At 73.4% G+C, this 25,201-nt stretch carries 29 protein-coding genes; 11 read left to right on the top strand and 18 right to left on the bottom strand.

Features of this window, described 5'->3' with window-relative positions:
- Positions 1-83: 83 nt before the first annotated feature.
- Together ACZ60W_RS17245 and ACZ60W_RS17240 are read left to right on the top strand one after the other, a co-directional pair.
- Positions 84-428 (top strand): DUF3099 domain-containing protein, encoded by a 345-nt coding sequence (locus ACZ60W_RS17245; protein ID WP_469756151.1) that lies wholly within the window; start codon positions 84-86, stop codon positions 426-428.
- A 182-nt stretch (positions 429-610) separates the two neighbouring features.
- Positions 611-829: a hypothetical protein gene (locus ACZ60W_RS17240; RefSeq protein WP_469756150.1), complete on the top strand. Its 219-nt coding sequence runs from the start codon at positions 611-613 to the stop codon at positions 827-829.
- A gap of 36 nt (positions 830-865) precedes the next feature.
- Here the strand turns inward: ACZ60W_RS17240 and moaA are convergent, their stop codons facing one another.
- The 3 genes from moaA to ACZ60W_RS17225 all read right to left on the bottom strand — a co-directional run bounded on the left by moaA (position 866) and on the right by ACZ60W_RS17225 (position 4,003).
- On the bottom strand, positions 866-1,855 hold the full coding sequence (gene moaA / locus ACZ60W_RS17235) for a GTP 3',8-cyclase MoaA (protein WP_469756149.1): 990 nt from the start codon (positions 1,853-1,855) through the stop codon (positions 866-868).
- A gap of 151 nt (positions 1,856-2,006) precedes the next feature.
- Positions 2,007-3,632: a solute symporter family protein gene (locus ACZ60W_RS17230; protein ID WP_469756148.1), complete on the bottom strand. Its 1,626-nt coding sequence runs from the start codon at positions 3,630-3,632 to the stop codon at positions 2,007-2,009.
- Positions 3,629-4,003, bottom strand: coding sequence for a DUF485 domain-containing protein (locus ACZ60W_RS17225; RefSeq protein WP_469756147.1), 375 nt, complete (start codon positions 4,001-4,003; stop codon positions 3,629-3,631). The genes ACZ60W_RS17230 and ACZ60W_RS17225 overlap by 4 nt, the downstream gene beginning before the upstream one ends.
- Positions 4,004-4,276: 273 nt before the next feature.
- Here ACZ60W_RS17225 and ACZ60W_RS17220 point away from each other — a divergent pair, with 273 nt between their 5' ends.
- Together ACZ60W_RS17220 and ACZ60W_RS17215 are read left to right on the top strand one after the other, a co-directional pair.
- The gene (locus ACZ60W_RS17220; protein ID WP_469756146.1) at positions 4,277-5,812 is read left to right on the top strand and encodes a S8 family peptidase; all 1,536 of its coding nucleotides are present in this window, start codon (positions 4,277-4,279) and stop codon (positions 5,810-5,812) included.
- 85 nt (positions 5,813-5,897) lie between these two features.
- Positions 5,898-7,196 (top strand): CoA transferase, encoded by a 1,299-nt coding sequence (locus ACZ60W_RS17215; RefSeq protein ID WP_469756145.1) that lies wholly within the window; start codon positions 5,898-5,900, stop codon positions 7,194-7,196.
- Positions 7,197-7,242: 46 nt separating this feature from the next.
- On the opposite strand, the gene ACZ60W_RS17210 is transcribed toward ACZ60W_RS17215, so the two are convergent.
- From ACZ60W_RS17210 to ACZ60W_RS17175, 8 genes are all read right to left on the bottom strand, one after another.
- A complete protein-coding gene (locus ACZ60W_RS17210) occupies positions 7,243-8,286 on the bottom strand; it encodes a zinc-dependent alcohol dehydrogenase family protein (RefSeq protein ID WP_469756144.1) in 1,044 nt (347 codons plus the stop codon).
- Between the two features lie 18 nt (positions 8,287-8,304).
- Positions 8,305-8,970, bottom strand: a complete 666-nt coding sequence (locus ACZ60W_RS17205) for a lysoplasmalogenase (RefSeq protein WP_469756143.1) — start codon at positions 8,968-8,970, stop codon at positions 8,305-8,307.
- Complete coding sequence (locus ACZ60W_RS17200; protein ID WP_469756142.1) at positions 8,967-9,854, bottom strand: sterol desaturase family protein; 888 nt, start codon at positions 9,852-9,854, stop codon at positions 8,967-8,969. Before ACZ60W_RS17200 ends, ACZ60W_RS17205 begins: the two co-directional genes overlap by 4 nt.
- A gap of 125 nt (positions 9,855-9,979) precedes the next feature.
- Positions 9,980-10,702, bottom strand: coding sequence for a VIT1/CCC1 transporter family protein (locus ACZ60W_RS17195; protein ID WP_469756141.1), 723 nt, complete (start codon positions 10,700-10,702; stop codon positions 9,980-9,982).
- A gap of 24 nt (positions 10,703-10,726) precedes the next feature.
- The gene (locus ACZ60W_RS17190) at positions 10,727-11,950 is read right to left on the bottom strand and encodes an amidohydrolase family protein (protein ID WP_469756140.1); all 1,224 of its coding nucleotides are present in this window, start codon (positions 11,948-11,950) and stop codon (positions 10,727-10,729) included.
- Positions 11,950-13,230 carry an amidohydrolase family protein gene (locus ACZ60W_RS17185; RefSeq protein ID WP_469756139.1) on the bottom strand — a complete coding sequence of 427 codons (1,281 nt, stop codon included), beginning with the start codon at positions 13,228-13,230 and terminating at the stop codon, positions 11,950-11,952. Before ACZ60W_RS17185 ends, ACZ60W_RS17190 begins: the two co-directional genes overlap by 1 nt.
- 18 nt (positions 13,231-13,248) lie before the next feature.
- Complete coding sequence (locus tag ACZ60W_RS17180) at positions 13,249-14,133, bottom strand: SDR family NAD(P)-dependent oxidoreductase (RefSeq protein ID WP_469756138.1); 885 nt, start codon at positions 14,131-14,133, stop codon at positions 13,249-13,251.
- Complete coding sequence (locus ACZ60W_RS17175; protein ID WP_469756137.1) at positions 14,133-14,930, bottom strand: acetoacetate decarboxylase family protein; 798 nt, start codon at positions 14,928-14,930, stop codon at positions 14,133-14,135. The genes ACZ60W_RS17180 and ACZ60W_RS17175 overlap by 1 nt, the downstream gene beginning before the upstream one ends.
- Before the next feature lie 96 nt (positions 14,931-15,026).
- On the opposite strand from ACZ60W_RS17175, the gene ACZ60W_RS17170 reads away from it, so the two are divergent.
- The 6 genes from ACZ60W_RS17170 to ACZ60W_RS17145 all read left to right on the top strand — a co-directional run bounded on the left by ACZ60W_RS17170 (position 15,027) and on the right by ACZ60W_RS17145 (position 20,466).
- On the top strand, positions 15,027-15,695 hold the full coding sequence (locus ACZ60W_RS17170) for a TetR/AcrR family transcriptional regulator (protein ID WP_469756136.1): 669 nt from the start codon (positions 15,027-15,029) through the stop codon (positions 15,693-15,695).
- Entirely contained in the window at positions 15,692-16,678 is a 987-nt protein-coding gene (locus tag ACZ60W_RS17165) for a DEDDh family exonuclease (RefSeq protein WP_469756135.1), read from the top strand. Before ACZ60W_RS17170 ends, ACZ60W_RS17165 begins: the two co-directional genes overlap by 4 nt.
- A 64-nt stretch (positions 16,679-16,742) precedes the next feature.
- On the top strand, positions 16,743-16,976 hold the full coding sequence (locus tag ACZ60W_RS17160; protein WP_366301940.1) for a hypothetical protein: 234 nt from the start codon (positions 16,743-16,745) through the stop codon (positions 16,974-16,976).
- 95 nt (positions 16,977-17,071) lie between these two features.
- Positions 17,072-17,887: an SURF1 family cytochrome oxidase biogenesis protein gene (locus ACZ60W_RS17155; protein ID WP_469756134.1), complete on the top strand. Its 816-nt coding sequence runs from the start codon at positions 17,072-17,074 to the stop codon at positions 17,885-17,887.
- Between the two features lie 34 nt (positions 17,888-17,921).
- A complete protein-coding gene (locus tag ACZ60W_RS17150; RefSeq protein WP_469756133.1) occupies positions 17,922-19,706 on the top strand; it encodes a glycoside hydrolase family 15 protein in 1,785 nt (594 codons plus the stop codon).
- A 4-nt stretch (positions 19,707-19,710) separates the two neighbouring features.
- Positions 19,711-20,466 carry an SDR family oxidoreductase gene (locus ACZ60W_RS17145; RefSeq protein ID WP_469756132.1) on the top strand — a complete coding sequence of 252 codons (756 nt, stop codon included), beginning with the start codon at positions 19,711-19,713 and terminating at the stop codon, positions 20,464-20,466.
- A gap of 24 nt (positions 20,467-20,490) precedes the next feature.
- Here ACZ60W_RS17145 and amaP read toward each other — a convergent pair whose 3' ends face one another.
- Genes amaP through ACZ60W_RS17120 form a run of 5 tightly spaced genes read right to left on the bottom strand, consistent with a single transcriptional unit; the run spans position 20,491 to position 22,832 of the window.
- A complete protein-coding gene (gene amaP, locus ACZ60W_RS17140; protein ID WP_469756131.1) occupies positions 20,491-21,078 on the bottom strand; it encodes an alkaline shock response membrane anchor protein AmaP in 588 nt (195 codons plus the stop codon).
- A gap of 36 nt (positions 21,079-21,114) precedes the next feature.
- Positions 21,115-21,774: a DUF6286 domain-containing protein gene (locus tag ACZ60W_RS17135; RefSeq protein WP_469756130.1), complete on the bottom strand. Its 660-nt coding sequence runs from the start codon at positions 21,772-21,774 to the stop codon at positions 21,115-21,117.
- The gene (locus ACZ60W_RS17130) at positions 21,771-22,115 is read right to left on the bottom strand and encodes an Asp23/Gls24 family envelope stress response protein (protein WP_469756129.1); all 345 of its coding nucleotides are present in this window, start codon (positions 22,113-22,115) and stop codon (positions 21,771-21,773) included. Before ACZ60W_RS17130 ends, ACZ60W_RS17135 begins: the two co-directional genes overlap by 4 nt.
- A gap of 6 nt (positions 22,116-22,121) precedes the next feature.
- Entirely contained in the window at positions 22,122-22,313 is a 192-nt protein-coding gene (locus tag ACZ60W_RS17125) for a hypothetical protein (RefSeq protein WP_366301951.1), read from the bottom strand.
- Between the two features lie 42 nt (positions 22,314-22,355).
- Complete coding sequence (locus ACZ60W_RS17120) at positions 22,356-22,832, bottom strand: Asp23/Gls24 family envelope stress response protein (RefSeq protein WP_469756128.1); 477 nt, start codon at positions 22,830-22,832, stop codon at positions 22,356-22,358.
- Positions 22,833-22,925: 93 nt separating this feature from the next.
- Here ACZ60W_RS17120 and ACZ60W_RS17115 point away from each other — a divergent pair, with 93 nt between their 5' ends.
- Positions 22,926-23,609 (top strand): hypothetical protein, encoded by a 684-nt coding sequence (locus ACZ60W_RS17115; RefSeq protein ID WP_469756127.1) that lies wholly within the window; start codon positions 22,926-22,928, stop codon positions 23,607-23,609.
- Between the two features lie 134 nt (positions 23,610-23,743).
- Here the strand turns inward: ACZ60W_RS17115 and ACZ60W_RS17110 are convergent, their stop codons facing one another.
- Positions 23,744-24,544, bottom strand: coding sequence for an enoyl-CoA hydratase/isomerase family protein (locus tag ACZ60W_RS17110; protein WP_469756126.1), 801 nt, complete (start codon positions 24,542-24,544; stop codon positions 23,744-23,746).
- A gap of 133 nt (positions 24,545-24,677) precedes the next feature.
- Positions 24,678-24,899, bottom strand: a complete 222-nt coding sequence (locus ACZ60W_RS17105; protein ID WP_024756249.1) for a helix-turn-helix domain-containing protein — start codon at positions 24,897-24,899, stop codon at positions 24,678-24,680.
- Between the last annotated feature and the right edge of the window lie 302 nt (positions 24,900-25,201).

Genomic DNA, 25,201 nt, shown 5'->3' with positions numbered 1-25,201 from the left:
TCGTCCGCGCGGGCGGCCGGGCGTACCGTGGAGGCAGGACCGGACCGGGGAGGTCCGGCGCGATCGGTGGGTGGTGGACGGCGATGCCGAAGCGTGGCGGGACCGAGGTCTTCCGGATCACGGGGGCGCGACAGGGGCTCGCCGACGACGTGCGGGGCCGGCAGCGCCGGTATGTCATCTCGATGACGGTGCGGACGCTCTCCGTGATCGCCGCCGCGGTGCTGTGGAACGTCGAGCGGCACATCGCGATCGTGGCGCTGGCCCTGGGAGTACTGCTCCCCTACATCGCCGTGGTGATCGCCAACGCGGGCCGCGAGTCCGCCCCGTCCCTTCCCTCCACGTTCGTCCCCACTCCGGTGCGCCCGGCACTGGGTGACGGGAAGGCGGCGGAGGACCCGGACGAGGAGCGTCTGCACGGCCGGAACTGATCACGGACAGTGGCCGGAAACCTCAAGAAAAGCTCAGATCAATCATGTAGTTCCAGTGCACCTGGCCCCATGTGCCGTGACATACTTCCTACGCGCTCCGCATCCCCCGTCGGAGCGACGGACCGATGCCGGGCAGCTCCCCCCGTGGCTGCTCGGCATCGCCCTTGCTGGACAATGTCCGGGTGAGCGAAGAGAAGCCGACCTGTTCCGCCAAGGGATGCCGCGCCGACGCCGTCTGGGTCCTCGCGTGGAACAACCCCAAGCTGCACACGCCCGACCGGCGCAAGACCTGGCTCGCGTGCGACGAGCACCGCGAGCACCTCTCCCAGTTCCTGGGCGTACGGGGCTTCCTGAAGGACGTCGTCCCGTTCGCGGAGTGGGAGTCCCCCGACGCCTCCTAGGGCCGTGCGGCCGGTCCGCCGCCACGGCGGCGGAGGTCAGCCGCCGATCGCCGACATCGGCCGGTCGGGCTGGAGGAAGCTCGGGTCGTCGAGGCCGGAGCCGGCCTTCTTGCCCCACATGGCCCGCTTCCAGATCGCGGCGATCTCCTCGTCGGGCGCGTCCGAGCGGAGGGCGGCCCGCAGGTCCGTCTCCTCGGTGGCGAAGAGGCAGGTGCGGACCTGGCCGTCGGCGGTGAGGCGGGTGCGGTCGCAGGCCCGGCAGAACGGGCGGGTGACCGAGGCGATGACGCCGACCGTGTGCGGGCCGCCGTCCACCACCCAGCGCTCGGCGGGGGCGGAGCCTCGCTCGTCGGCGCCCTCGGCGGTCAGCGTGAAGCGGGTGCGCAGGGACTCCAGGATGTCACCCGCGGTGATCATCCCGTCGCGCTTCCAGCCGTGCTGGGCGTCGAGGGGCATCTGCTCGATGAAGCGGAGCTCGTACGCCTCCTCCATCGCCCAGGCCAGCAGGTCCGGCGCCTCGTCGGCGTTGAGTCCGGGCATCAGGACGGCGTTGACCTTGACCGGGGTGAGGCCGGCGTCGCGGGCGGCGGCCATGCCGTCCAGGACGTCCTGGTGGCGGTCGCGGCGGGTGAGGGTCTTGAAGACGTCGGGACGCAGGGTGTCCAGGGAGACGTTGACCCGGTCGAGTCCGGCGGCCCGGAGGGCCGACGCGGTCCGCTTGAGGCCGATGCCGTTGGTGGTGAGGGACATCCGGGGGCGGGGCTCCAGCGCGGCGCAGCGCTCGACGATGCCGACGAGACCCGGGCGCAGCAACGGCTCGCCGCCGGTGAAGCGGACCTCGGTGACGCCGAGGTCGGTGACCGCGATCCGGACCAGCCGGACGATCTCGTCGTCGGTGAGCAGGTCGGGCTTGGCCAGCCACTGGAGGCCCTCTTCGGGCATGCAGTAGGTGCAGCGCAGGTTGCAGCGGTCGGTGAGCGAGACGCGCAGGTCGGTGGCCACCCGGCCGTAGGTGTCGATGAGCACTGTGGGCCCCCTCCCCGTCATGTGGATGCTTGTGTTCCGAGCCTACGTGAGCCGACCGCCGACGAGCAGGGCAGATTGTCACGAGGACGGACGCGGTCGCGTCGTAGAACTCTACGACGCGACCGCCCGGCGAACGCGGACCGTATACGACTCAGTGCGCTCCGACGCCGGTGAGGGACTTGACCTCCAGTTCGGCGTACTTGCCCTTGTCCGGCTCCTCCTTGGACAGGAGCGAGCCGAGCCAGCCCAGCAGGAAGCCCAGCGGGATGGAGACGAGGCCGGGGTTCTCCAGCGGGAACCAGTAGAAGTCGACCGTCTTGAACATCGAGGTGGGCTTGCCGGAGACGACCGGCGAGAACAGGACGAGGACGACCGCCGAGATCAGGCCGCCGTAGATCGACCACAGGGCGCCCTGGGTGGTGAACCGCTTCCAGAAGAGCGAGTAGAGGATCGTCGGCAGGTTGGCGGAGGCGGCGACCGCGAAGGCGAGGGCGACGAGTCCGGCGACGTTGAGGTCGCGGGCGAGGGCGCCGAGGGCGATGGAGACGATGCCGATGAGGACGGTCGCCCAGCGGGCGGCCCGGACCTCCTCCTTCTCGGTGGCCTGTCCGCGCCGGATGACGTTGGCGTAGATGTCGTGCGCGAAGGACGACGAGGAGGCCAGGGTCAGGCCGGCGACGACGGCGAGGATGGTCGCGAAGGCGACGGCGGAGATGACGGCGAGGAGGATCGCGCCGCCGGTGGAGCCGGCTCCGCCGCCGATCTCCAGGGCGGCGAGCGGGGCGGCCGTGTTGCCGGCCTTGTTGGAGGCGACGATGTCGCTGTTCTTGAGCAGGGCGGCGGCGCCGAAGCCGAGGACGATCGTCATCAGGTAGAACGCGCCGATGATGCCGATGGCCCAGTTGACCGACTTCCGGGCGGCCTTGGCGGTCGGCACCGTGTAGAAGCGGATCAGGATGTGGGGCAGGCCGGCGGTGCCGAGGACGAGCGCGATGCCGAGCGAGAGGAAGTCCAGCTTGGAGACGGCGGTGGCGCCGTACTTGAGGCCGGGCTCCAGGAAGGCGTCTCCCTTGCCGCTGTTGGTCGCGGCGGCGCCGAGCAGTTCGGAGACGTTGAAGTGGAACTTCCAGAGGATCAGGAAGGTGATGAGGAGGGTGCCCGCGATGAGCAGGACCGCCTTGACCATCTGCACCCAGGTGGTGCCCTTCATGCCGCCGATGGTCACGTAGACGATCATCAGCAGGCCGACGAGCGCCACGATCGCGATCTTGCCGCCGTCGCTGGTGATGCCGAGCAGGAGCGAGACGAGGACGCCGGCGCCCGCCATCTGCGCGAGCAGGTAGAAGATCGACACGACGATCGTCGAGGTGCCGGCGGCGGTGCGGACGGGCCGCTGGCGCATCCGGTAGGCGAGGACGTCGCCCATGGTGAACCGGCCGGAGTTGCGCAGCGGTTCGGCGACCAGCAGGAGGGCGACGAGCCAGGCGACGAGGAAGCCGATGGAGTAGAGGAAGCCGTCGTAGCCGAAGAGCGCGATGGCGCCGGCGATGCCGAGGAAGGACGCGGCGGACATGTAGTCGCCGGAGATCGCGAGGCCGTTCTGGAAGCCGGTGAACTGGCGTCCGCCGGCGTAGAAGTCGGCGGCGCTGCGGGTCTGCCGGCCGGCCCAGACGGTGATGACGAGGGTGGCGATGACGAAGGCGCCGAACAGGGCGATGATCAGCGGCCGGTGTTCGGTGGTGGCGTTGTCGGCCGCGAGCAGGACGGGGGTGCTCATGCGTCGCCCTCCATTCGGGTCCTGATGGCCTCGGCCTTGGGGTCGAGCCGGTTCGCCGCGTGGCGGGAGTAGAGCCAGGCGATGAGGAAGGTGGTGAGGAACTGGCCGAGGCCGAGGACGAGCGCCATGTTGATGTTGCCGAAGACCTTGGTCCCCATGAAGTCGCCCGCGTAGTTGGAGAGCAGCACGTACAGCAGGTACCAGGCGATGAAGGCGAGGGTGAGGGGGAAGGCGAAGGAGCGGTAGGTGCGGCGCAGTTCGCCGAACTCCTCGCCCTCCTGGACCTCGACGAACTGCTCCGTCGTGGGCGACGCGGGACCGTGGTCGGTCTCCGTCCCGTTCCTGGGCGGCGGCGGTGCTTCGGTAGCCACGGAATCTCCTCGTGACGCGGGGGCGGACGGCTTGGTCAAGGGGGCCTCACCGGGGGGGTGCGGGACCGGGGCTCCGGGTGGAGCCCTCCCCTGACCAACGGCACGGGGCCGGAAGCGAAGCGGTTCACAGGGGAAAATTCCTTGAGCAGATCTTCATGAACTCTTCTCAACTCATTGAAGGTTCGGGAAGATCAGCGATAGCTTCACTCGTCATGCACCTGTTCACGCGCAAACCCGCGCGAGGACAGTACATACGGATGATGTGGAGAACCCATGGCTCATCTGGGATCGAGGCGCGGCCGAGCTCTCGCTCTGCCGGTCGGTCTCGCGCTCACGGCCTCGCTCGGCTTCCTTGCCCCCGGCGCCGCCTCCGCCGCGGAACTGAGCGACGCTCCGGCCACGGTGACGGCGGACGGCCCGAAGCTGTCGTACGTCGTCAACGTCGAGGGGGGCCGCTGGACCGCCGCCTCGGTGAAGAAGGCGATCGCCGCCGCCGGTGGCGAGGTGGTCATCTCGTACGACCAGATAGGCGTGATAGTCGTCCACTCGCAGAACCCCGAGTTCGCGAAGACGATCCGCACGGCGCGCGGTGTGGTGTCCGCGGGCGCGACCCGCAACGCCCCGCTCTCCGTCCAGTCCGACGACTCCGTCGACGAGGGCGCGCAGACGCTGACCGCCGCCGAGGCGAAGGCCGCCGCCGCCCGGGCGACGGACGAGCAGGACCCGCTGGAGCCCCTGCAGTGGGACCTCCCGGCGATCAAGGCCGACAAGGCCCACCAGCGGACGCTCGGCAGCAAGCGCGTCACCGTCGGTGTCATCGACACGGGTGTCGACGACACCCACCCGGACCTGGCGCCGAACTTCGACGCCGCCGCGTCCGCCAACTGCGTCTCCGGCAAGCCGGACACGACCGCCGGTTCCTGGCGTCCCAACCCGGGCGAGAGCGACCACGGCACCCACGTCGCCGGCACGATCGCGGCCGCCAAGAACGGCGTCGGCATCACCGGTGTCGCCCCGGGCGTCAAGGTCTCCGGCATCAAGGTGTCCACCCCGGACGGCTTCTTCTACACCGAGGCCGTCGTCTGCGGTTTCGTGTGGGCGGCCGAGCACGGCGTCGACATCACGAACAACAGCTACTACACCGACCCGTGGATGTTCGCGTGCAAGAACGACGCGGACCAGAAGGCCCTCATCGAGGCGGTCACCCGCGCGACCCGCTACGCGGAGCGCCGGGGCACGGTCAACGTCGCGGCGTCCGGCAACTCGAAGTTCGACCTCGCGGCCGACTCGATCCTGGACAACAGCAGCCCGAACGACGGCACTCCGGGCGACCGGGTCATCGACCCGAAGGAGTGCTTCGACTACCCGGCCATGCTGCCGGGCGTCGTGACGGTCTCCGCGACCGGCGCCAAGGGCCTGAAGGCGTCGTACTCGAACTACGGGCTCGGCGTGATCGACATCGCCGCCCCGGGCGGTGACCGCACCGAGTACCAGACCCCGGACGCCCCGGCGGTCAACGGCCGCATCCTGTCGACCACGGTCGACGGCGGCTACAACTACAAGGCCGGTACGTCGATGGCCTCGCCGCACGTGGCGGGCGTCCTGGCGCTCATCAAGTCGACGCACCCCTACGCGAGCCCGGCGGCGCTGAAGGCGCTGCTGTACGCGCAGGCCGACAAGCGCGCCTGCACCAACCCGTACGACATCGAGGGCGACGGCAAGATCGACGCCGTCTGCGAGGGCGGCAAGAACAAGAACGGCTTCTACGGAGCCGGTCTGATCGACGCGCTCGACGCCGTCCGCTGGTAGTCGCGGCCGTTCGGTGAGGTGAGGGCCCCGGTGTGCTGTGCCGCACCGGGGCCCTTCGCGTGGCACGGAGTGCCATAGTGCCGTCATGGACAACACGGTGCGTACGGGTACGGAGTTGCTCTGGTCGGCCCTCGGCGGCGATCCCGCCCTGGTCGACCGGGTGGAGTACGGCGGGACCTCGGGGCTGCTGCCCGCGCGGCTCCCGGTGATGGACCTGGCCCGGGCGGCGGTGGCCGCCTGCGCGCTGGCCGCCGTGGAGCGGGCGGGGGCGCGGGGGCCGGTGCGGGTGGACGACGGGGCCGTCGCCACCGCCTTCGTGAGCGAGCGCCATCTACGGGTCGACGGCCGGGCGCCGGTGAGCTTCGCGCCCCTGTCGCGGTTCTGGCGGACGGCGGACGGCTGGGTCCGTACCCACGCCAACTATCCGCACCACAAGGCGGCGTTGCTGGCGGCGCTGGGCGCGGCCGACTCGGTCGAGGCCGTCGCGGCCGCCCTCGGGGAGCGGACGGCGGCCGAGGCCGAGACCGCGGTGTACGCGGCCGGCGGCCTGGCCGTCGCCCTGCGCACCCCCGAGGAGTGGGCGGCGGGCGAGCAGGGCCGGGAGGTCGCCGCGCGGCCGCTGCTGACCCGGGAGCGCCTCGACGAGGCCGCGCCCCGGCGCCGTACGGGCCGGCCGCGGGTCCTCGACCTGACCCGGGTGATCGCGGGCCCGGTCGCCACCCGGTCGCTGGCGCTGCTGGGGGCGGACGTGCTCCGGATCGACCCGCCGGGCAACCCCGAACTGCCGGACCAGCACGCGGACACGGACGTCGGCAAGCGGTCCGCGGCCCTCGACCTGGAGCGGCCCTCCGACCGGCGGACCTTCGGCGAACTCCTCGACTCCGCCGACGTGCTGGTCACCGGCTACCGGCCGGGCGCGCTGGACCGCTTCGACCTGGACCGCCCGGGTCTCGTCGTCGCCCGGCTCTCCGCCTGGGGTGACTACGGGCCCTGGGGCGGGCGGCGCGGCTTCGACTCGCTGGTGCAGGTGGCGACGGGCATCGCCGTCACGGAGGGCTCGGCCGGGGAGCCGGGGGCACTGCCCGCGCAGGCGCTGGACCACGGCACGGGCTACCTCCTCGCGGCGGCCGTCCTGCGGTCGCTGACCGAGCAGGACCGCGACGGCGGCACGCGGCTCGTGCGGCTGGCCCTCGCCCAGACGGGCCACTGGCTGACGCACGCGCTGCCGCGCTACACGCCGGAGCGGTACGTCACGGAGTCGGACGGGCCCCTGGGCCGGCTCCGGCACGCCCTGTCCCCCGTGTCCTACGAGGGCGGACCGACGGGCTGGTCGCGCCCCCCGGGGCCCGCCGGGGCGGACGCGGCGGAGTGGCTCGGGGACTGACGGGGCCGGCGGGCGGGTGCGGGGGCCGGTGGGCCCCCGCGCGCGGTCACGGCTTGACGAGGACCTTGAGGGCCGTGCGGTCGTCCATGGCCCGGTAGCCGTCGGGGACCCCGTCGAGGCCGACGGTGAGGTCGAAGACGGGCGAGGGGTCCACGGTGCCGTCGAGGACGTCGGGGAGGAGCTCGGGCAGGTAGGCCCGGACGGGGGCGACACCGCCGCGCAGCGCGATGTTCCGGTCGAACATGACGGAGAGGTCGAGGCCGGTGCCGCTGCCGTGCGGGACGCCGACGTAGCCGATGGAGCCGCCGTCGCGGGTGATGGCCACGGCGGTGCGCATGGACTGCTCGGTGCCGACGGCCTCGATGACGCCGTGGGCGCCCTGGCCTCCGGTGAGCTCGCGGACGGCGGCCTCGGCGGCCTCGCCGCGCTCGGCGACGACGTCGGTGGCGCCGAAGCGACGGGCGATGTCGGTGCGGGCGGTGTGGCGGCCGAGGGCGATGATCCGCTCGGCGCCCAGCCGCTTGGCGGCGAGGACGCCGCAGAGGCCGACGGCGCCGTCGCCGACGACGGCGACGGTGGAGCCGGGCCGCACGCCCGCGCCGAGGGCGGCGTGGTGGCCGGTGCCCAGGACGTCGGAGAGGGCGAGCAGCGCGGTGAGCAGCCGGTCGTCGGAGGCGGCGTCGGCGGGGAGCTTGACGAGGGTGCCGTCGGCGAAGGGGACGCGGACGGCCTCGCCCTGGCCGCCGTCGGAGCCGACGGAGCCCCAGAACCCGCCGCGCGGGCAGGAGGTCTGGAGGCCCTCGGCGCAGTAGTCGCAGGTGCCGTCGGACCAGACGAAGGGGGCGACCACGAGGTCGCCGACGGCGAAGCCGCCGACCTCGGAGCCGGCGGCCTCGACGATGCCGAGGAACTCGTGGCCGATGCGCTGACCGGGCTGCCGGGCGGACTCGCCGCGGTAGGCCCAGAGGTCGCTGCCGCAGATGCAGGCGCGCAGGACGCGCAGGACGACGTCCGTGGGCTCCTGGATCACGGGGTCGGGCACGTCCTCCACGCGCATGTCGAACGGGGCGTGGATGGTGGTGGCGCGCATGGCGGGCGGTCCTTGCTGTCAGACGGTTGTACGACGTTCACCGTACATCGCGCGGAGCGCTCCCGCCGTCAGGAGGTACTGCGCCGCGACATAGGTCAGCATGACCCAGAAGGCGGGGACCGGCAGCCGGGGCCACTCGGCGATGCCGGCGGCGATGAGCGTGTCGGACAGCAGGAAGAGGGCGCCGCCGAGTCCGGCCCAGGGTCCGAGCGAGCTCGCGCGGTAGGCCATCGCGGTGAGCAGCAGCGAGTAGCCGGCGACGGGGACGCGCAGTCCGGCGGGCAGGTCGGGCCAGAGGAGGACGACGGTGACGCCGAGCACGACGGCGTACAGCGCGCCGAGCGCCGGGGAGGTGCGCCGGCGCCCGAAGAGGACCAGGTAGCAGACGTGTCCGGCGGCGAAGGAACCCATGCCGGCGAGGAAGGCCGCGTCGGCTTCGGAGAGCAGCAGGACGTCGCCGCCCCAGCCGAGGAGGAGTGCGGCGACGAGCGGTTTCGGGGCGCCGCGGGTGACGGCGTACGCGGCGAGCAGCGGGAGCAGCAGCGGCTTGGCGATCTGGTGGCCGAGCTCGGCGCCGGCCAGCAGGGAGCCCAGGTCGACGGCGGCGGCGGCCGCGAAGGCGGCGAGCAGCAGGCGGGAGGCGGTGGTGGGGACGGCGCGGACGGCCGCGGGGACGGCGCTCACGCGGCGGCCTCCGCCGCGGGGGCGGCCGGGGCGGGGGTCTCCGCGCGGGTGACCGGGGCCGGCTGCCAGCCGGGACCGCGGAAGATCCGTCCGGCGCGCTCGCGCCAGTCGCCGGCGGCTCGGACGTCGCGGGCGATGGCGGCGTACTCGTGGGTGGCGACGCGCAGCGGGTTGTACGTCTCGATGTTCTTGGTCAGCCCGTAGACGGGCCGTTCGGTCTCGCCGACCCACGACCCGAAGACCCGGTCCCAGACGATGAGGATGCCGCCGAAGTTCCGGTCCAGGTAGCCGCCCTGGGAGGCGTGGTGGACCCGGTGGTGCGAGGGGGTGTTGAAGAGGTACTCGAAGGGCCTCGGCAGCCGGTCGACCCGCTCGGTGTGGATCCAGAACTGGTAGACGAGGTTGACCGAGGAGCAGAAGGCCAGGGCGGCCGGGTGGACGCCGAGCGCGATCAGCGGCAAGTAGAACGGCCAGGACGTCAGGCCGGTCCACGGCTGGCGCAGCGCGGTGGAGAGGTTGAACTTCCGGCTGCTGTGGTGCACGACGTGGCAGGCCCACAGGATGCGGATGACGTGGTGCCCGCGGTGCGACCAGTAGTAGAAGAAGTCCTGGGCGAGCAGCATCAGCGGGATCGTCCACCACAGGACGGGGACGCGCAGCGGGGTCAGTTCGTGGACGGCCGCGTAGAGCGCGACGATCGGGATCTTCCACAGGAAGTCGAAGAAGAGGCTCCCGAGGCCCATGCCGATGCTCGTGGCGGCGTCCTTCGCCTCGTAGCCGGCGGCGTCCTCGTCGGGATGGAGGCGGTGGACGGCCATCTCCACGACGGTGAGCAGGACGAACGCCGGTATGGACCAGAGCACGACATCGGGGAGGTTCGGCATGCGGATGACGGTAGGGGCAGGGGGCGGGCAGGGCTAGACGTGGTTACCAACAAGTATGGGAGACGGCGTGGCGGCGGCCTTTGGAACCTTCCGACAAGCGGCTTCCCGGCCGGTCAGGGCACGCGTCAGACCCCTGACGCCCCCAGCAGCGAGCCCGCGGCGTAGGTGACGGCCATGGCGAGGGCGCCGCCGGCCACGTTGCGGAGGATGGCGGGGCCGGGCGAGGCGCCGCCGAGGCGGGCGCTCCACCAGCCGGTGAGGGTGAGCGCGGCGAGGACGGACAGCACGGTGACCCAGAGGCGGGCGGAGGCCGGCGGCAGGACGATCGCGAGGAGGGGCAGCAGGGCGCCCACGGTGAAGGCGAGGAAGCTGGCGCCCGCCGCGTGCCAGGGGACGGTGAGGGCGTCGGGGTCGATGCCCAGCTCCACGCGCGCGTGGGCGCGCAGGGCGTCGCGCTCGGTGAGCTGCTCGGCGGCCTCCCGGGCCACGTCGGGCGAGAGGCCGCGGGCGGCCAGGAGGCCGGTCAGCTCGGCCAGCTCCGCCTCCGGGTCCTCGCGCAGCTCGCGCTTCTCCTGGGCCAGCGCGGCCTTCTCGGAGTCGCGCTGGGTGGAGACCGAGACGTACTCCCCCGCCGCCATCGACATCGAGCCGGCGAGCAGCCCCGAGAGGCCCGCGGTGAGCAGGGCGGCCTGGGACTGGGTGGCGCCGGCCACGCCGACGACGAGGCCGGCGGTGGAGACGACCCCGTCGTTGGCTCCGAGCACGGCGGCCCGGAGCCAGTTGAGACGGGAGCCGAGACCTCCGTGGTCCTCGCCGTGGGCGGTGTCCGGTGCGTCGGGTGCGGTCACGTCAGGAGCGTCGCACCCGGCGGCTCACCAGACGCGGACCGACCCGCCCGGCGCGAACGCCGGACTGGTGGCTCCCTCGGGCACCTCCTTGAGCGGTTCGGCGATCTCCTCGACGGTCGGGCCGTGGACGGCGGCGATCGGGTCGAGGAGGGCGAGGTCGAAGCCGTAGACGCGGGCGGCGTTGCCGCCGACCATGGCGGCGACCTCGTCGCGGGGCAGGCCGGCGTAGGCGATCCGCAGGCCCTCCCGGGAGTACGGGGTGGTGCCCTCGTCGTGCGGGTAGTCGCTTCCCCACATGATCTTGTCGAGACCGATCCGGTCGCGCAGCGGCACCTCGTGGGGGCGCATGAAGCTCGCGCCGACGAAGCAGTTGTCCCGCCAGACCTCCTTGGGGCCCTTGCCCATGGAGGCGGCGAGGCCGGCGCCGAACCTGGACTCGGCGGTGGCGGCCCGCGTCGCGGCCGACACCAGGCGCCGGTGGTAGTACTCCAGCATGTCGAGCACGCCGGGGATCCAGCCGGAGCCCTGTTCCGTCAGGACGAGCACGAGGTCGGGGTGGCGGCGGAAGGCACCGCCGAAGATCAGGTGCCACAGTGCCCGGTGGGAGAACCAGGTGGTCTCCACCATGAAGACGGCGCGGGCGGCGGGTTCGTCGCCGAGCGGCGGCGAGGCCGAGCCGCCGTGGTGGTTGACGGGCACGCCGAGTTCCGCGCAGACCGCCCAGATCGGGTCGTAGGACTCCGCGTGCAGCTCGGGGACGCCGGACCCCGGCGGGGCGCCGGGCAGCAGGATCCCGCCGGTCAGGCCCGCCTCCTTGGTGCGGCGGATCTCCCGGACCGCCTCGTCGACGTCGTTGAGGAGGATCTGCGCCACGCCCGCGCGGCGGCCCGGGGCGTCGGCGCAGAAGTCGGCGAGCCAGCGGTTGTGGGCGCGCAGCCCGGCCCAGCGGAGCTCGTACTCCTCGCGGGTGGGCGGCGGGGCCATCAGGGAGGCGGAGGGGAAGAACGGCGGGACGGTGTTCGGGAAGACGACCTCGGCGACGATGCCGTCCGCCTCCAGCTCGGCCAGCCGGCGGCGGGAGTTCCAGTTCCGGTCGGCGGTGTCGGCGAGCAGGTCCTCGTACGGGTTGACGTAGCCGGCCGCCCACGCGTCGAAGGCCTCGTGGTGCCGGCGCTCCAGGTAGGGCCGGTAGTCGAGGAGGTCGGCGCCGGCGTGGCAGTCCGCGGAGATGACGGTGTAGCGGTCCATCAGCTCGCCCCCAGGACCGGGAAGTCGTGGTCGGTCAGCCAGTGGCGGCCGACCTCGCGGGAGCGGGCCCAGGACGCCTCGACGGCGCTCTGGTCGACGGGCTGGCCGAGGTCGGCCGGGGTGGGGCCGATCCGGCGGGCGATCGGCGCGAGGGCGGCGAGGTCGAAGCCGAAGACCTCGGCGGCCGCGAGGCCGAGCATCCGCCGGGTCTCCTCGACGGGGATGTCGTGGAAGGTCCTCCGCAGCCACGCGCGCGTGTCGGGCCAGGTGCCCTCGGGGTGGGGGAAGTCGGAGCCCCACAGGATGTTGTCGACGCCGATCTCGTAGCGCTGGGCCAGTTCGCGCCGCTTGGTGTTGGTGGCGCAGACGAAGACCTGCCGGTCCAGGTACTCGCTCGGCGGCCGCTTCAGCTCGGCGAACGGCGAGAGCTTCTTGCCGCCGTGCGCGCCGAGGTAGAGCCGGTCCATGAACCAGAGCAGGTTCGGCAGCCACCAGCAGCCGGACTCGGCGACGCCGAAGCGGAGTCCGGGGTGGCGCTCGAAGGCCCCGGACCAGAGCAGGAACCACAGCGGCCGGGCGGGCCACCAGGTGACCTCGGAGACGTAGATGCCGAGGTGGTCGCCGTACTCCTCGCGGGGCGCGGCGCCGGAGTGGGTGACGACCGGCATGGCGGTCTCGGCGGCGGCCGCCCACACCGGGTCGTAGCGGCGGTCGTGGTAGGGGGCCTGGTCCACCCACATGGAGGGGATCATGAGGGCGCCGAGTCCGGACTCCTTGGCGCGGTGGATCTCGGCGACGACCTCGCGGGGGTCGGCGGTGACGGGGAGCAGGGCGACGCCGCAGTGCCGTTCGGGGTGGCGTCCGACGAACTCGGCGAGCCAGCGGTTGTGCGCCTTGGCGCCCGCCATGCCGAGGACGGGGTCCTGGTCGCCGGAGAGGCCGAGGCCGACGCCGAAGGGGGCGGCGGTGCGGCTGTCGACGGCGTCCGCGTCGGGGAAGACGACCTCGCCCGCCACGCCGTCGCCGTCGAGCTCCTTGAGCCGCTGCGCGGCGTCCCAGCCGCCGCGCAGGCCCTCCTCGTTGTCGTGGAACCACTTGTCGGCGAAGGCCTCGTTGCGGACGCCGAGCCGGGTCATGGCCTCCCGGCGGGCCTCGCGGCCGGCGAGGAACTCGTCGAAGGCGCGGTGGTGCCGGGATTCCAGGTAGGGCCGGTACTCCTCGGTGGGGAGCCCGGCATGGCAGTCGGAGGAGATGATCAGGTACGGGTCTTCGAAGCTCACGTCGGGCTCCTTGGCCGGTCAGTCGAGGATGAAGCTCTCCAGGTACGCGGGGTTGGCGCGGTCGAGCATCGACTGCGAGCGCGCCCTGATCTGGCGGTCGCTGTGCTCGCTCCGCGGCAGCATCCAGAAGCGGTCGGCGCGGATGCCGTCGACGACGTGCTCGGCGACCTCCTCCACCGGGGTGAAGGCCACCTCGTGCCCGGCCTCCTTCATGGCGGCCTCCCACTGGTCGAGGCTGCGGTACGGGGTCCGGCGCGGCCGCTGCTTGGCGTACCGCTCGGGCCGGTTGCGGTGCGACTCCCACAGGCCGGTGCGGAGCATGTGGGGTCCGGGGAAGAGCACGGACGCGCCCACGCGCGCGTGCTCGGCCCTGAGGTGGGCGTAGAGCGACTCGGTGAGGGTGACGACGGCCGCCTTGGTGACCGCGTACACGGAGGCGGTGGGCAGCGGGGCGATGCCGCCGTCGCCCGAGGAGGTGTTGACGACGTGGCCGGGCTCGCCGCCCGCGATCATGCGCGGGACGAAGGCCTGGACGCCGTGGAAGACGCCCCAGACGTTGACCGAGAAGGCCCACTTCCAGTCGTTGGGCTCGTGTTCCCACATGCGGCCCTCGGCCCCGGAGCCGACGCCGGCGTTGTTGCAGAGGACGTGGACGGCGCCGAAGGTCTCGTACGCGGCGTCCGCGAACGCCCGGACCTGGTCTGGGTCGGAGACGTCGACGGTCCGGGCGAGGACCTGTGCCCCGTCCGCCGTCAGCTCGTCCGCGGCCTCCTCCAGGGCGCCCCGCTCGACGTCCCCGAGGACGACCGCGAGTCCCTCGGCGGCGAAGCGGCGGGCCATGGCGCGGCCGATCCCGCTCGCCGCCCCCGTGACGACGGCGACCTGTCCCGCGCGCAGCTCCATCAGGCACTTCCTTCCGGGGGTCCGTCGAGGATCTGGAGGGGGTCGTCGTACCGCTGGTGGACGTAGGGCAGCAGGTCGCTCGCGGAGACGCGTTCGGCGACCGTGCCCTTCTGGTCGGTGGTCTTCTCGCCGATCGTGATCTCGACGAGGCGGCGCACGGGGAGGTCGGCGACCGGGTCGTACATGGACTCGCGCAGCACCACGTCGCCGGTGATCCGTTCCAGCCGGCGCACCTTCTCGTTGCGGACGCAGTGGACCAGGACGGGGTCGGCGTCGAACCCCGAGCCCTCCACGCCGGGCAGGAACTTGAAGTAGAAGTCGGTCTTCTCGACGGGCTCGGGCAGCGGCAGCGGGCCGGAGACGGCGCCGCGCACCTCCACGAAGGCGATGCCGTGCCGGGCGAGCGCCGCGCGGACGACGAGGCCGTCGCGTTCGACCGTCACCTCGCCGAGCTTCTTGGGTTCGCCGAAGACCTCGCGGCCGCCGATCAGGGCGCGCTCGTGGGTCATCGGCATGACGAGCGGGTACCAGCCCTCGCGGTCGCCGTGGGCGGCGGCGACGGCGACCGAGCCGGCGCCGAGGGGGTAGCCGGGCAGGTCGACCTTGCTGATGTTGGCGCGGACCAGGGGCCGTGCGGTGGGTTTCAGCGGGGGCGGCAGGACCGCCGCCACGACGTCCGGATCGGTCTCCCAGACGGCGACCACGCCGGTGGACCAGATGTCGGGGAGCCGGGCGGACCGTTCGCGCGCCGCCGCCGCCTCCGCGTCGCTGCGCGCCCCGTACCGTACTCGTGCCATGACGTACCACCCTTCGGGATCGTCGGCCTGTAACACAGTTACACCGACGGCGATGAAGGGTAAAGACCCGTGCACGCGGTGGAGTTGGGGGATGTGATGGCACGCTCGGCGCTGAGTCGCGAGGAGGTCCTGGAGACGGCGGCGGCCCTGGTGAGGGAGCACGGGCCCGACGCCCTGACCATGCGCAGGCTCGCGGCCGAGCTCGGCACCGCGGTCACCTCGATCTACTGGCACGTCGGCAACCGCGAGTCGCTGCTGGACGCGCTCGTGGCGCGCACCGTCGCCGACCTCGGCACCCTCCGCCCGCGCGGGACGACCCCCGCCGAGCGGATGGTCTCCGTGGCCCGCGCGATGCGCCGCGCGCTGCGCGAACGCCCGCACCTCGTCGCGATGGTCCACGAACGGGGCCTCACCGAGCGGATGTTCCTGCCCGCCCAGCGGGCCCTGGTGCACGAGGCACACGCCGCCGGCCTGCGGGGCGCGGCCGCCGCGCGCGCGGTCCGGGCGGTCCAGTTCCAGGTCGTCGGCTACGTCCTCGTCGAACGCAACCGCGAGCGCGCCCCGGCGCAGTCGCCCGCCGAGGAGGAGCTGTGGCGCGCCGAGGATCCGGGCCCCGACCCCCTCCTGGCCCGGGCGCTGGCCGCCCCGGTGGACACCGAGCGGCTGTTCGTCGACTCCGTGCGGGCGCTGGTGGCCGGGCTGCTCGCGGACGCCTCCGGGGACACCGGGGACGGGGCTGTCGGTCGCGGGCCGTATTCTCATTGACCATGCCCGAGGACCGTACGACAGCAGCGACGTGGCCGGCCGCCTACCCACAGGGGTACGCGGTCGTCGACGTGGAGACCACCGGACTCGCCCGCGACGACCGGATAGTGTCGGCTGCCGTCTACCGGCTGGACGCCCAGGGGAACGTCGAGGACCACTGGTACACGCTGGTCAATCCCGAGCGGGACCCCGGTCCGGTGTGGATCCACGGACTGACCAGCGACGTCCTGGAGGGCGCGCCCCTGTTCCCGGAGATCGCGGCGGAGTTCGCGGCCCGGCTGGACGGGCGGGTGCTCGTCGCGCACAACGCGATGTTCGACTGGCAGATGATCGCCCGGGAGTACGCGCGCGCCGAGTCCGCCGCGCCGGTGCGCCAGCGGCTCTGCACGATCGCGCTCGCCAAGGAGCTGTCGCTCCCGCTGCCCAACCACAAGCTGGAGTCGCTCGCCGCGCACTTCGGCGTCGTGCAGCAGCGGGCGCACAACGCGCTGGACGACGCGCGGGTCCTCGCGGAGGCGTTCCGCCCGAGCCTGCACGCGGCCGCCGAGCGGAACGTGCGGCTGCCGCTGCTGGAGTGCCGGCCGCTGACGGAGTGGGCCGCGTCGCCGGAGCGGCCCCGGATCGGCCACCAGGCCTCGTACGGCTCGTCCTACCGGGCGAACAGCTGGCGCCCGTCGCGGAAGCGCCCGGCGTGCCCGCACCCCAACCCCGGCCGGTACGAGACGGACAAACCACTCAAACAGGGCATGCGGATCGCCTTCTCGGGCGACACCTCCGTCGACCGCGAGCTGCTGGAGGACCGCACGGTCGAGGCCGGGCTCCACGTCGCCACCAGCGTCTCCCGGCTGACGAGCCTGCTCGTCACCAACGACCCGGACTCGGCCACCTCCAAGACGCTGAAGGCGAAGTCCTTCGGCACGCCGGTCGTCGACGAGGCCGCCTACACGCAGCTGCTGCGGGACGTGAGCCCGGCAGACGGGTGACACCCCCGCCCCGGCGGGCGTGCCGCACGGCGCGCGCCCGCCGGGGAGCACCACCCTGTGGCGCATGGCACGTTGTGAGGTCTGCGGAAACGATTACGGCATGTCCTTCGAGGTGCACGCGCAGGGCGCGGTGCACGTCTTCGACTGCTTCGCGTGCGCCATCCACCGCATGGCGCCCATCTGCGAGCACTGCCGGGTCCAGATCATCGGACAGGGCGTCGAGGTGGACGGCAGCTGGTACTGCGGCGGCCACTGCGCCCGCGCCGAGGGGAGGGTGGGCATCGTCGACAGGGTGTGACCGGAACAGGACGTGAGGAAACGATCCTGGGCCCGCCTCCGGGCGAGCCGAACCCCCCTGCGTGCACCCCGTCGGCCCAGAGGTACGGTCATGGGGTGTACCGCTTCCTGTTGTCCCGGCAGTGGGTGATCCTCACCCTCGTCGCCCTCGTGCTCGTCCCGACCATGATCGAGCTGGGCTTCTGGCAGTTCCACCGGCACGAGCGCCGGGTGGCCCAGAACTCCCTGATCGAGGACAGCATCGCGGCGAAGCCGGTCCCGGTGGAACGGCTCACCTCCCCCGGTCACACCGTCCCGCGCGCCGACTACTGGCGCCCGGTCACCGCGACCGGCACCTTCGACACCGCGCACGAGGTGGTCGTCCGCCGCCGCACCTCCGCCGACGACCGGGTGGGCGTCCACGTCCTGACCCCGCTGGTCCTGAGGGACGGCCGGATCGTCCTGGTCAACCGGGGCTGGGTGCCGGCCGCAGCCGACCAGCACGCCTACCCCGCGGTGCCGCCCGCCCCCCGCGGCGAGGTCACCGTCACCGGCCGCCTCAAGGCCGACGAGACGACCGGCGCCAGCGGCATCAAGGACCTGAAGGGCCTGCCGGACCGCCAGGTGATGCTGATCGACAGCCGGCAGCAGGCCGAGCTGATCGGCCGCGAGGTGCTCGGCGGCTACATCGAGCAGATCGCGCCCGCCCCCGCGAACGGCACCCCCGAGCAGATCCCGGAACCCGACCACGACTCGATCGGCTCCCACATGGCGTACGCCGTGCAGTGGTGGCTCTTCGCGGCCGGGGTACCCGTCGGGTGGGTGATCCTCGTCCGGCGCGAGAAGCACGACCGACAGGCCGCACGGGCCTCCGACGTCCCCGGATCCCCCGAGGACGAGCCCGCGCCGGCCGAGGCGGCCCCGTCCCGCTGATTGACCGGCGCCGCTTCCGGGAACAGCCCAAAGCGTGACGCAACGTATCGACGACTACGCCCTCATCGGCGATCTCCAGACGGCCGCGCTCGTCGGCCGCGACGGATCGGTCGACTGGCTGTGTCTGCCCCGCTTCGACTCGGCGGCCTGCTTCGCCGCCATCCTCGGCGACGAGAACAACGGCCACTGGCGGATCGCCCCCCAGGGAGCGACGACCTGCACCAGCCGGCGCTACACCGAGGACTCCCTGGTCCTGGAGACCCTCTGGGAGACCCGCACCGGCACCGTGAAGGTCGTCGACTTCATGCCCCAGCGGGACAGGTCCCCCGACCTCATGCGGATCGTCGAGGGGGTCAGCGGCACCGTCGAGATGAGCGCCGTCCTGCGGCTGCGCTTCGACTACGGCTCGATCGTGCCCTGGGTGCGCCGCGCCGACGACCACCGGGTCGCGGTCGCCGGACCGGACTCCGTCTGGCTGCGCAGCGAGCCGCACGTGAAGACCTGGGGGCAGCAGTTCGCCACCTGCTCCTCCTTCACCGTCTCCGCCGGCGAGAAGGTCGCCTTCGTCCTCACCTGGCACCCCTCGCACGAGCCGCGCCCCGCGCTGGTCGACCCCCACGAGGCCCTGGAGCAGTGCCTGGCCGACTGGCGGGAGTGGACCGCCCGCTGCACCTACGAGGGCCCGCACCGCGAGGCGGTGGTGCGCTCCCTGATCACCCTGAAGGCGCTCACCTACGCGCCGACCGGCGGCATCATGGCGGCCCCCACCACCTCGCTGCCGGAGGAGCTCGGCGGGGTGCGCAACTGGGACTACCGCGCCTGCTGGCTGCGCGACTCCTCCCTCACCCTCGGCGCGCTGCTCGCCGCCGGATACGTCGACGAGGCGGCGGCCTGGCGGGACTGGCTGCTGCGCTCCGTCGCCGGCGACCCCGCCGACCTCCAGATCATGTACGGCCCCGCCGGGGAACGGCGGCTCCCCGAGACGAGCCTGCCGTGGCTGCGCGGCTACGCCGACTCGGCGCCCGTGCGGACCGGGAACGCGGCCGTGGACCAGTTCCAGCTCGACGTGTACGGCGAGGTCATGGACTCGCTCAGCCGCGCCCGCGAGGCCGGCATCCCGGCCGAGCGGCACGCCTGGAACCTCCAGCTCAGCCTGCTCGGCTTCCTGGAGTCGACCTGGCGGGAGCCGGACGAGGGGCTGTGGGAGGTCCGCGGGCCGCGCCGCCACTTCACCCACTCCAAGGTGATGGCGTGGGTGGCCGCCGACCGCGCCGTGCGCACCCTGGAGGCCGACCGCACTCTGCCGGGGGACGCGACGCGCTGGCGGGCCATGCGGGACGAGATCCACGCCCAGGTGTGCGCCCGGGCCTTCGACCCGGTGCGCAACACCTTCACGCAGTCGTACGGCTCCCGGGAGCTGGACGCCGCCACGCTGCTCATCCCCCAGGTCGGCTTCCTGCCGCCGGACGACCCCCGGGTGGTGGGGACCGTCGACGCGGTGCAGGCGGAGCTGACCCACGGCGGCTTCGTCCGCCGCTACAGCGTCGACTCGGGCACGGTGGACGGGCTGCCGGGCCAGGAGGGGACCTTCCTGGTCTGTTCGTTCTGGCTGGCCGACGCGCTGCGGCTGATCGGGCGGACCGAGGAGGCGCGCGCCCTCTTCGACCGGCTGGTCGCGCTCCGCAGCGACGTGGGGCTCCTCGCCGAGGAGTACGACCCGGTGGCCGGCCGCCAGCTGGGGAACTTCCCGCAGGCCTTCAGCCACATCGGCCTGGTGGGGACCGCCTTCGCCCTCGCCGCCGAGAAGGCGGCAGGATAGGGCCATGGATCTGGGACTGAAGGACCGTGTGTACGTGGTGACCGGCGCGACGCGGGGGCTCGGACGGGCCTCCGCCGAGGCGCTGCTCGCGGAGGGCGCCCGTGTGCTGATCACCGGGCGCGAGGAGAAGACCGTCGCCGACGCGGTGGCCGAACTGGGCGAGGGCGCGGCCGGCCTCGCGGCCGACAACGACGACCCGGCGACCCCGGCCCGGCTGATCGCCGAGGCGCGGTCCCGGTTCGGCGGCTTCGACGGCATCCTGATCAGCGTCGGCGGTCCGGCGCCGGGCTTCGCGGCGGACAACACCGACGAGCAGTGGTCGGCCGCCTTCGACACGGTCTTCCTCGGCGCCGTGCGGCTGGCCCGCGCGGCGGCCGAGACCCTCACCGAGGGCGGGGTGATCGGCTTCGTGCTCTCCGGATCGGTGCACGAGCCCATCCCCGGCCTGACGATCTCCAACGGGCTGCGCCCCGGCCTCGCCGGCTTCGCCAAGTCGCTCTCCAACGACCTGGGACCGCGCGGCATCCGGGTGATCGGGCTGCTGCCGAGCCGGATCGACACGGACCGGGTCCGCTCGCTCGACGCGCTCTCCGGCGACGCCGACGCGGCCCGCGCGGCGAACGAGGCGGCCATCCCGCTGCGCCGCTACGGCACCCCGGAGGAGTTCGGCCGGACGGCGGCGTTCCTGCTGTCGCCCGCCGCCTCGTACCTGACGGGGCTGATGCTCCCGGTGGACGGCGGGGCGCGCGGCGGCTTCTGAGGCCCCGTCGCACCGGGTCCGCCGTCAGTTGACCCGGCGGGCCCGGTGCTTCACCGCGCGCAGCCGCGCCTCGGTGGGCAGCGCGGGCAGCCCGGCCGACGTCCGGGCGTGGGCGAGCGCCCGGGTGCTGAGCGTGTCCAGGGCGGCCCCCGGGGAGGCGTACGGCTCCAGGAGGAGCGCGACGCGGGTACGGGGGGCGGTGCGGCGGCCGGTGAGGGCGACGCGCGCCTTGGACACGCCCTCCTGGGCGGTGGCGTCGGCCTCCAGGACGCCTTCCAGCGTCCGGCCGCGGACGAGCGCCCCCTCACCGTCGCCGGTGTCGACGAGGACCTCGGCGAGCCGGGCCCGGCGGAACTGGACAAGCAGCCACCACAGGGCAAGCAGGACCACGACCCCGAGGACGGCGATGACCACCGGCCACCACCAGCCGTGTTCCTGGCCGCGGTGCCGGTCGGCGGTGGAGAGCAGGACGTCGGAGGGGCCCGACCAGGGCCACCAGGACGGCACGGCCAGGTCGAGGGCGGCGGCGAGGACCCCGCCGCCGAGGAGGACGAGGACGACCCCGGCGAGTCCGAGCAGGGCGCGGTTGACGCGCCGCAGGACGACGGTCACCGGCCCCTCCCCCGCTGGTCCCGATGGTTCATCGGCTCATCCCTTCTTGCGGGGGCGGGCCACCCGTACCGTCAGCGCGGGCGGGTGGGCGAGGCCGAGCTCCTCGACGCCGGCGGCGAGGACGCTCTCGACGTCGGCGCGGACCTCGTCGAGCGCCCGGAAGTGCGAGACCGCGCGGACGGCGGCCTTGGACCGGCCGACGCGCACGTCGACGGACTGCACCCCGGACACCTCCATGACGCGGTCGCGCAGGGCGAGGGCGGCCGCCTCGCGGTCGAGGCAGGCCCGCACGTCGGGGTGCTCGCGGCGCATGGGGAGCACCGCGCGCAGCCCCGGCGTGACGGCCAGGACGAGGAGCCAGATCCCGACGGCGACGGCGACGGCGGCGCCGGCGACGACCGCCGTGCTGTCGAGGGGCCGGGTCGCCAGGCCGTCGGCTAGCTCCCGCCGCCAGGCCATGGCGGAGTGGTCCGCCCGCACGGCGGCCACGTCGTACAGGAGCAGTCCGGTGGCGCCGAGGACGACCGCCGCCACGAGGGCGGCGGGGATGCGGCGCACGGACCAGAAGCGCCGGACGCGGCGCGCGGGGGCGTCGGCGAGGACCGGCACGGGACCCGGGGCACCGGTGCCGGGGTCGCCCGGCGCGAGGGCGACCGGCTCCGCGCCGGGGCGGGACGGGTCGGCGGCGGGGCTCATGCGAGGCGCTCCCGGTGTGCGGCCTGCCGGGTGAGGGGCGAGTGCAGGCGTTCGACGTGGACGGCCACCTCGTGGACCTCCAGGCCGGCGAGCTCCTCCATGCGGGTGCGGACCCGGCTCCGGACGGCCCCGCACCGGCGGCCGATGTCGGAGGGGTAGTCGAGGTCGAGGCTGACCGAGACCCGGGCGACGTCACGGTGGACGACGACGGAGGCGTGCGGCCGCGAGCCGCCCTCGGGCACGGCGTCCAGGGCCTCCCTGGCAGCCTGGGCTGCGATCTTCGCGAAGACCCGGTCGGCGACCTTCGTCGCCCCCCGGTCCCGCGCCGGGTCGGTCACCACCCCGCGTCACCGCCGCCGGTCGCCGCGGTCGCGGCCGCGCAGCAGATCGCCGGGTTCGAGGTCGCCGTCGAGGAAGCGGCCGGCGACGAAGCCGACCGCGCCCAAGGCCGCGACCAGGAGAAACGCCCCGAAGCCGCCGAAGTATCCGGCGAAGCCGAGGGCCATGCCGGCCAGCAGGCCGACCACCGCCATGCTCATCCTGAGCCCCTTTCCGTGCCCGTACCGCCGGGGTGCCGACGGCTACTGAAGCCGGGACTCCGGCTCTTCGTCCTCTTCGTCGGGCAGCTTCACGTCGCTGACCGCGATGTTGACCTCGACGACCTCGAGGCCCGTCATCCGCTCCACGGCGGCGATGACGTTCTCCCGGACGTCGCCGGCGACGTCGGCGATGGAGACGCCGTAGTCGACGACGATCTCCAGGTCGAGCGCGGTCTGGACCTCGCCGACCTCGGCCTTGACGCCCCGGGTGACGCTCGCCTTTCCGCCGCCTCCGCCGGGGACCTTGTCGCGCACGGCGCCGAAGGTGCGGGAGAGCCCGCTGCCCATGGCGTGGACGCCGACGACGTCCCGTGCGGCGAGGCCGGCGATCTTCTCGACCACGCCGTCGGCGATGGTGGTCCGGCCCCGGGCGGCCGGAGCGCCGCCACCGCGCTTGGTGACGGAGGTGCGGCGGTTCTCGTCCGACGCGGGGTTTCCGGAGGGAGTGGTGTCAGTCATCGGGTATCGCCCCTTCTGTGATAGTTCGGGGTTCCTCGCCCACACTAAGGGCGGTTGCCCCTATTCGCCCCGGGGATGCGGCAGGCTGGGGGAATGACGACGGCTGAAGGTTGGACGGCGGCGGTGCGCGACCGCCTCGCGCCGGGCAGGCTGCTGCCGCTGGGAACGGCGGAGGACGGCGCGTGGATCACGGAGCGGGCGGCGCGGGAGGTACTCGGCCGGGCGGCTGCCGCCGTTCGGGGGGTGGCGCCGGGCGCGCTGCGGATCGGCCCCCTCCCCGGGAGCGGGACGGAGACGGCCGCGCCGCCGCTCCCGGTGCCGCCGGGCGGCCTTCCGCACGGGCCGCTCAGGGTCACGGCGGAGTTCGGGGCGCTGCTGGGGCGGCCACTGCCGGAGCTGGCCGAGGAGGTGCGGACGACCCTGCTGGTCGCGGCGGACGACGGGATCGGGCTGCCGGTGGCCGATGTGGACCTGCGGGTGACGGAGCTGCTCGACGCGGCGCCGCCGGCCGGACCGGCCGCTCCCCCGCCGGGGCGGACCTCGCCGGCGACCGACGACCCGGTCGCCCTCGCGGTGCTGCGGGTCGAGGGCGTGGCGGGCGTGACGGACGTCCTGGGGCCCCCGGTGCACCGGGGGCCCGGCGAGCTCGTCCGGGTGGAACTGGCCGTGACCGCGGGGCGGCGCCCCCTCGACGTCGCGCGGGCCGCCCGGAGCGCCGTGGCCGCAGCCACCTCCGGGGCGGCCGCGGTCACGGTTCTGGTCACGGAGCTGCGCTAGGGGGTGTCGTCACCATCCCCTCGTTGCCCGAAGGGCGGCCCTGCGGCGTCCGGTGCGTGCTCTCGGTGTGCCGGGTGGAAGTGCTCGTACGGGACGTACTCGCGCTTTCGCCCGGCGCGGCGAGAGCGCGTGCTTCAGTCGCCGAGGCCGGCGAGGTCGCGCAGGCGGCGGGCCTGGGCGGCGCGCTCGGCGACGCGCTGCTCCTCGTAGGAGCGTCCGGCGACGCCCTGGAGGAGGGCCTTGGTCTCGGTGACGGCGTCGCGGGGCGCGGCGAGCAGGGCGCCGGCGAGGTCCCGTACGGCGGCGTCGAGCTCGTCGGCGGGCACGGCGAGGTTGGCGAGCCCGATCCGCTCGGCCTCCTCCGCCTGGACGAAGCGGCCGGTGGCGCAGATCTCCAGCGCGCGGGCGTAGCCGACGAGGGAGACGAGGGGGTGGGTCCCGGTGAGGTCCGGGACGAGGCCCAGGCTGGTCTCGCGCATGGCGAACTGCACGTCCTCGGCGACGACCCGCAGGTCGCAGGCGAGGGCGAGCTGGAAGCCGGCGCCGATGGCGTGGCCCTGGACGGCGGCGATCGACACGAGGTCGCCGCGGCGCCACCAGGTGAACGCCTCCTGGTACTCGGCGATGACCGCGTCGAGGTCCGCGTCGGAACCGCGCGCGAGGTCGAGGAAGGACGGCTCCCCGTCGAAGCCCTCGGGGGTGAACGCCTGCCGGTCGAGTCCGGCGGAGAAGGACTGGCCCTCACCGCGCAGGACGACGACCCGCACGCTGCCCGGCAGAGACCGGCCGGCTTCCGTCAACGCCCGCCACAGAGCGGGAGACTGAGCGTTGCGCTTCGCCGGGTTGGTCAGGGTCACCGTGGCAACGGCGTCTTCGACGGTGAGCCGTACACCGTCCTTGTCGAATACGGGCTCAGAGTCTGCGAGCGTAGTCATGGGGCGCCTCCGGTTCCGGTGCAGCACTGCATGCGAACGTGCTAAGTGACTGCACAGTAACCACCTGGCCGGCCGCAGGGCCGACCGGGTGGCCACCGAGAGACCCGGTGGCCCGGTCGAGCCGCCCCGATGATCAGACCGAGGCGGCTTTCTTGCCCCGTGTCGCTCCGCCGCGTCCACGCAGCGTGACTCCGGACTCGCTGAGCATCCGGTGGACGAATCCGTAGGAGCGGCCGGTTTCCTCGGCCAGCGCCCGGATGCTCGCACCGGAGTCGTACTTCTTCTTCAGGTCTGCCGCGAGCTTGTCGCGCGCGGCGCCGGTCACCCGGCTGCCCTTCTTCAGAGTCTCGGCCACCCGTGCCTCCTCATGGGAAGTGCGCTCTGGACTTCTCATGATCACCCCTCTCCGGCGTCCTGGCCACCCATTCGACAAGGTCCGTGCCGCCGGGTTTGCGGAGGGGTACGTCGTCGTCACAGACGGAATCCATCATTCCGGTGGGTTCGAACGGCACATCCGTACCGGTCGGAACGGGAAGTGCCAGGTCAGCGGCGACAAGGGAACACACGTGCGGCGCGGGACTGCCGGAAGGATTCGGCAGCGCACCGCGCCGGGATGTACGAGAGACCCTCACTCAGATGAAGGATCACCGATGAGCC

The organism is Streptomyces sp. NPDC104202 (assembly GCF_055584185.1).
Note: the sequence above shows the minus strand (reverse complement) of the source record. Positions and strands in the feature narration are given on the sequence as shown.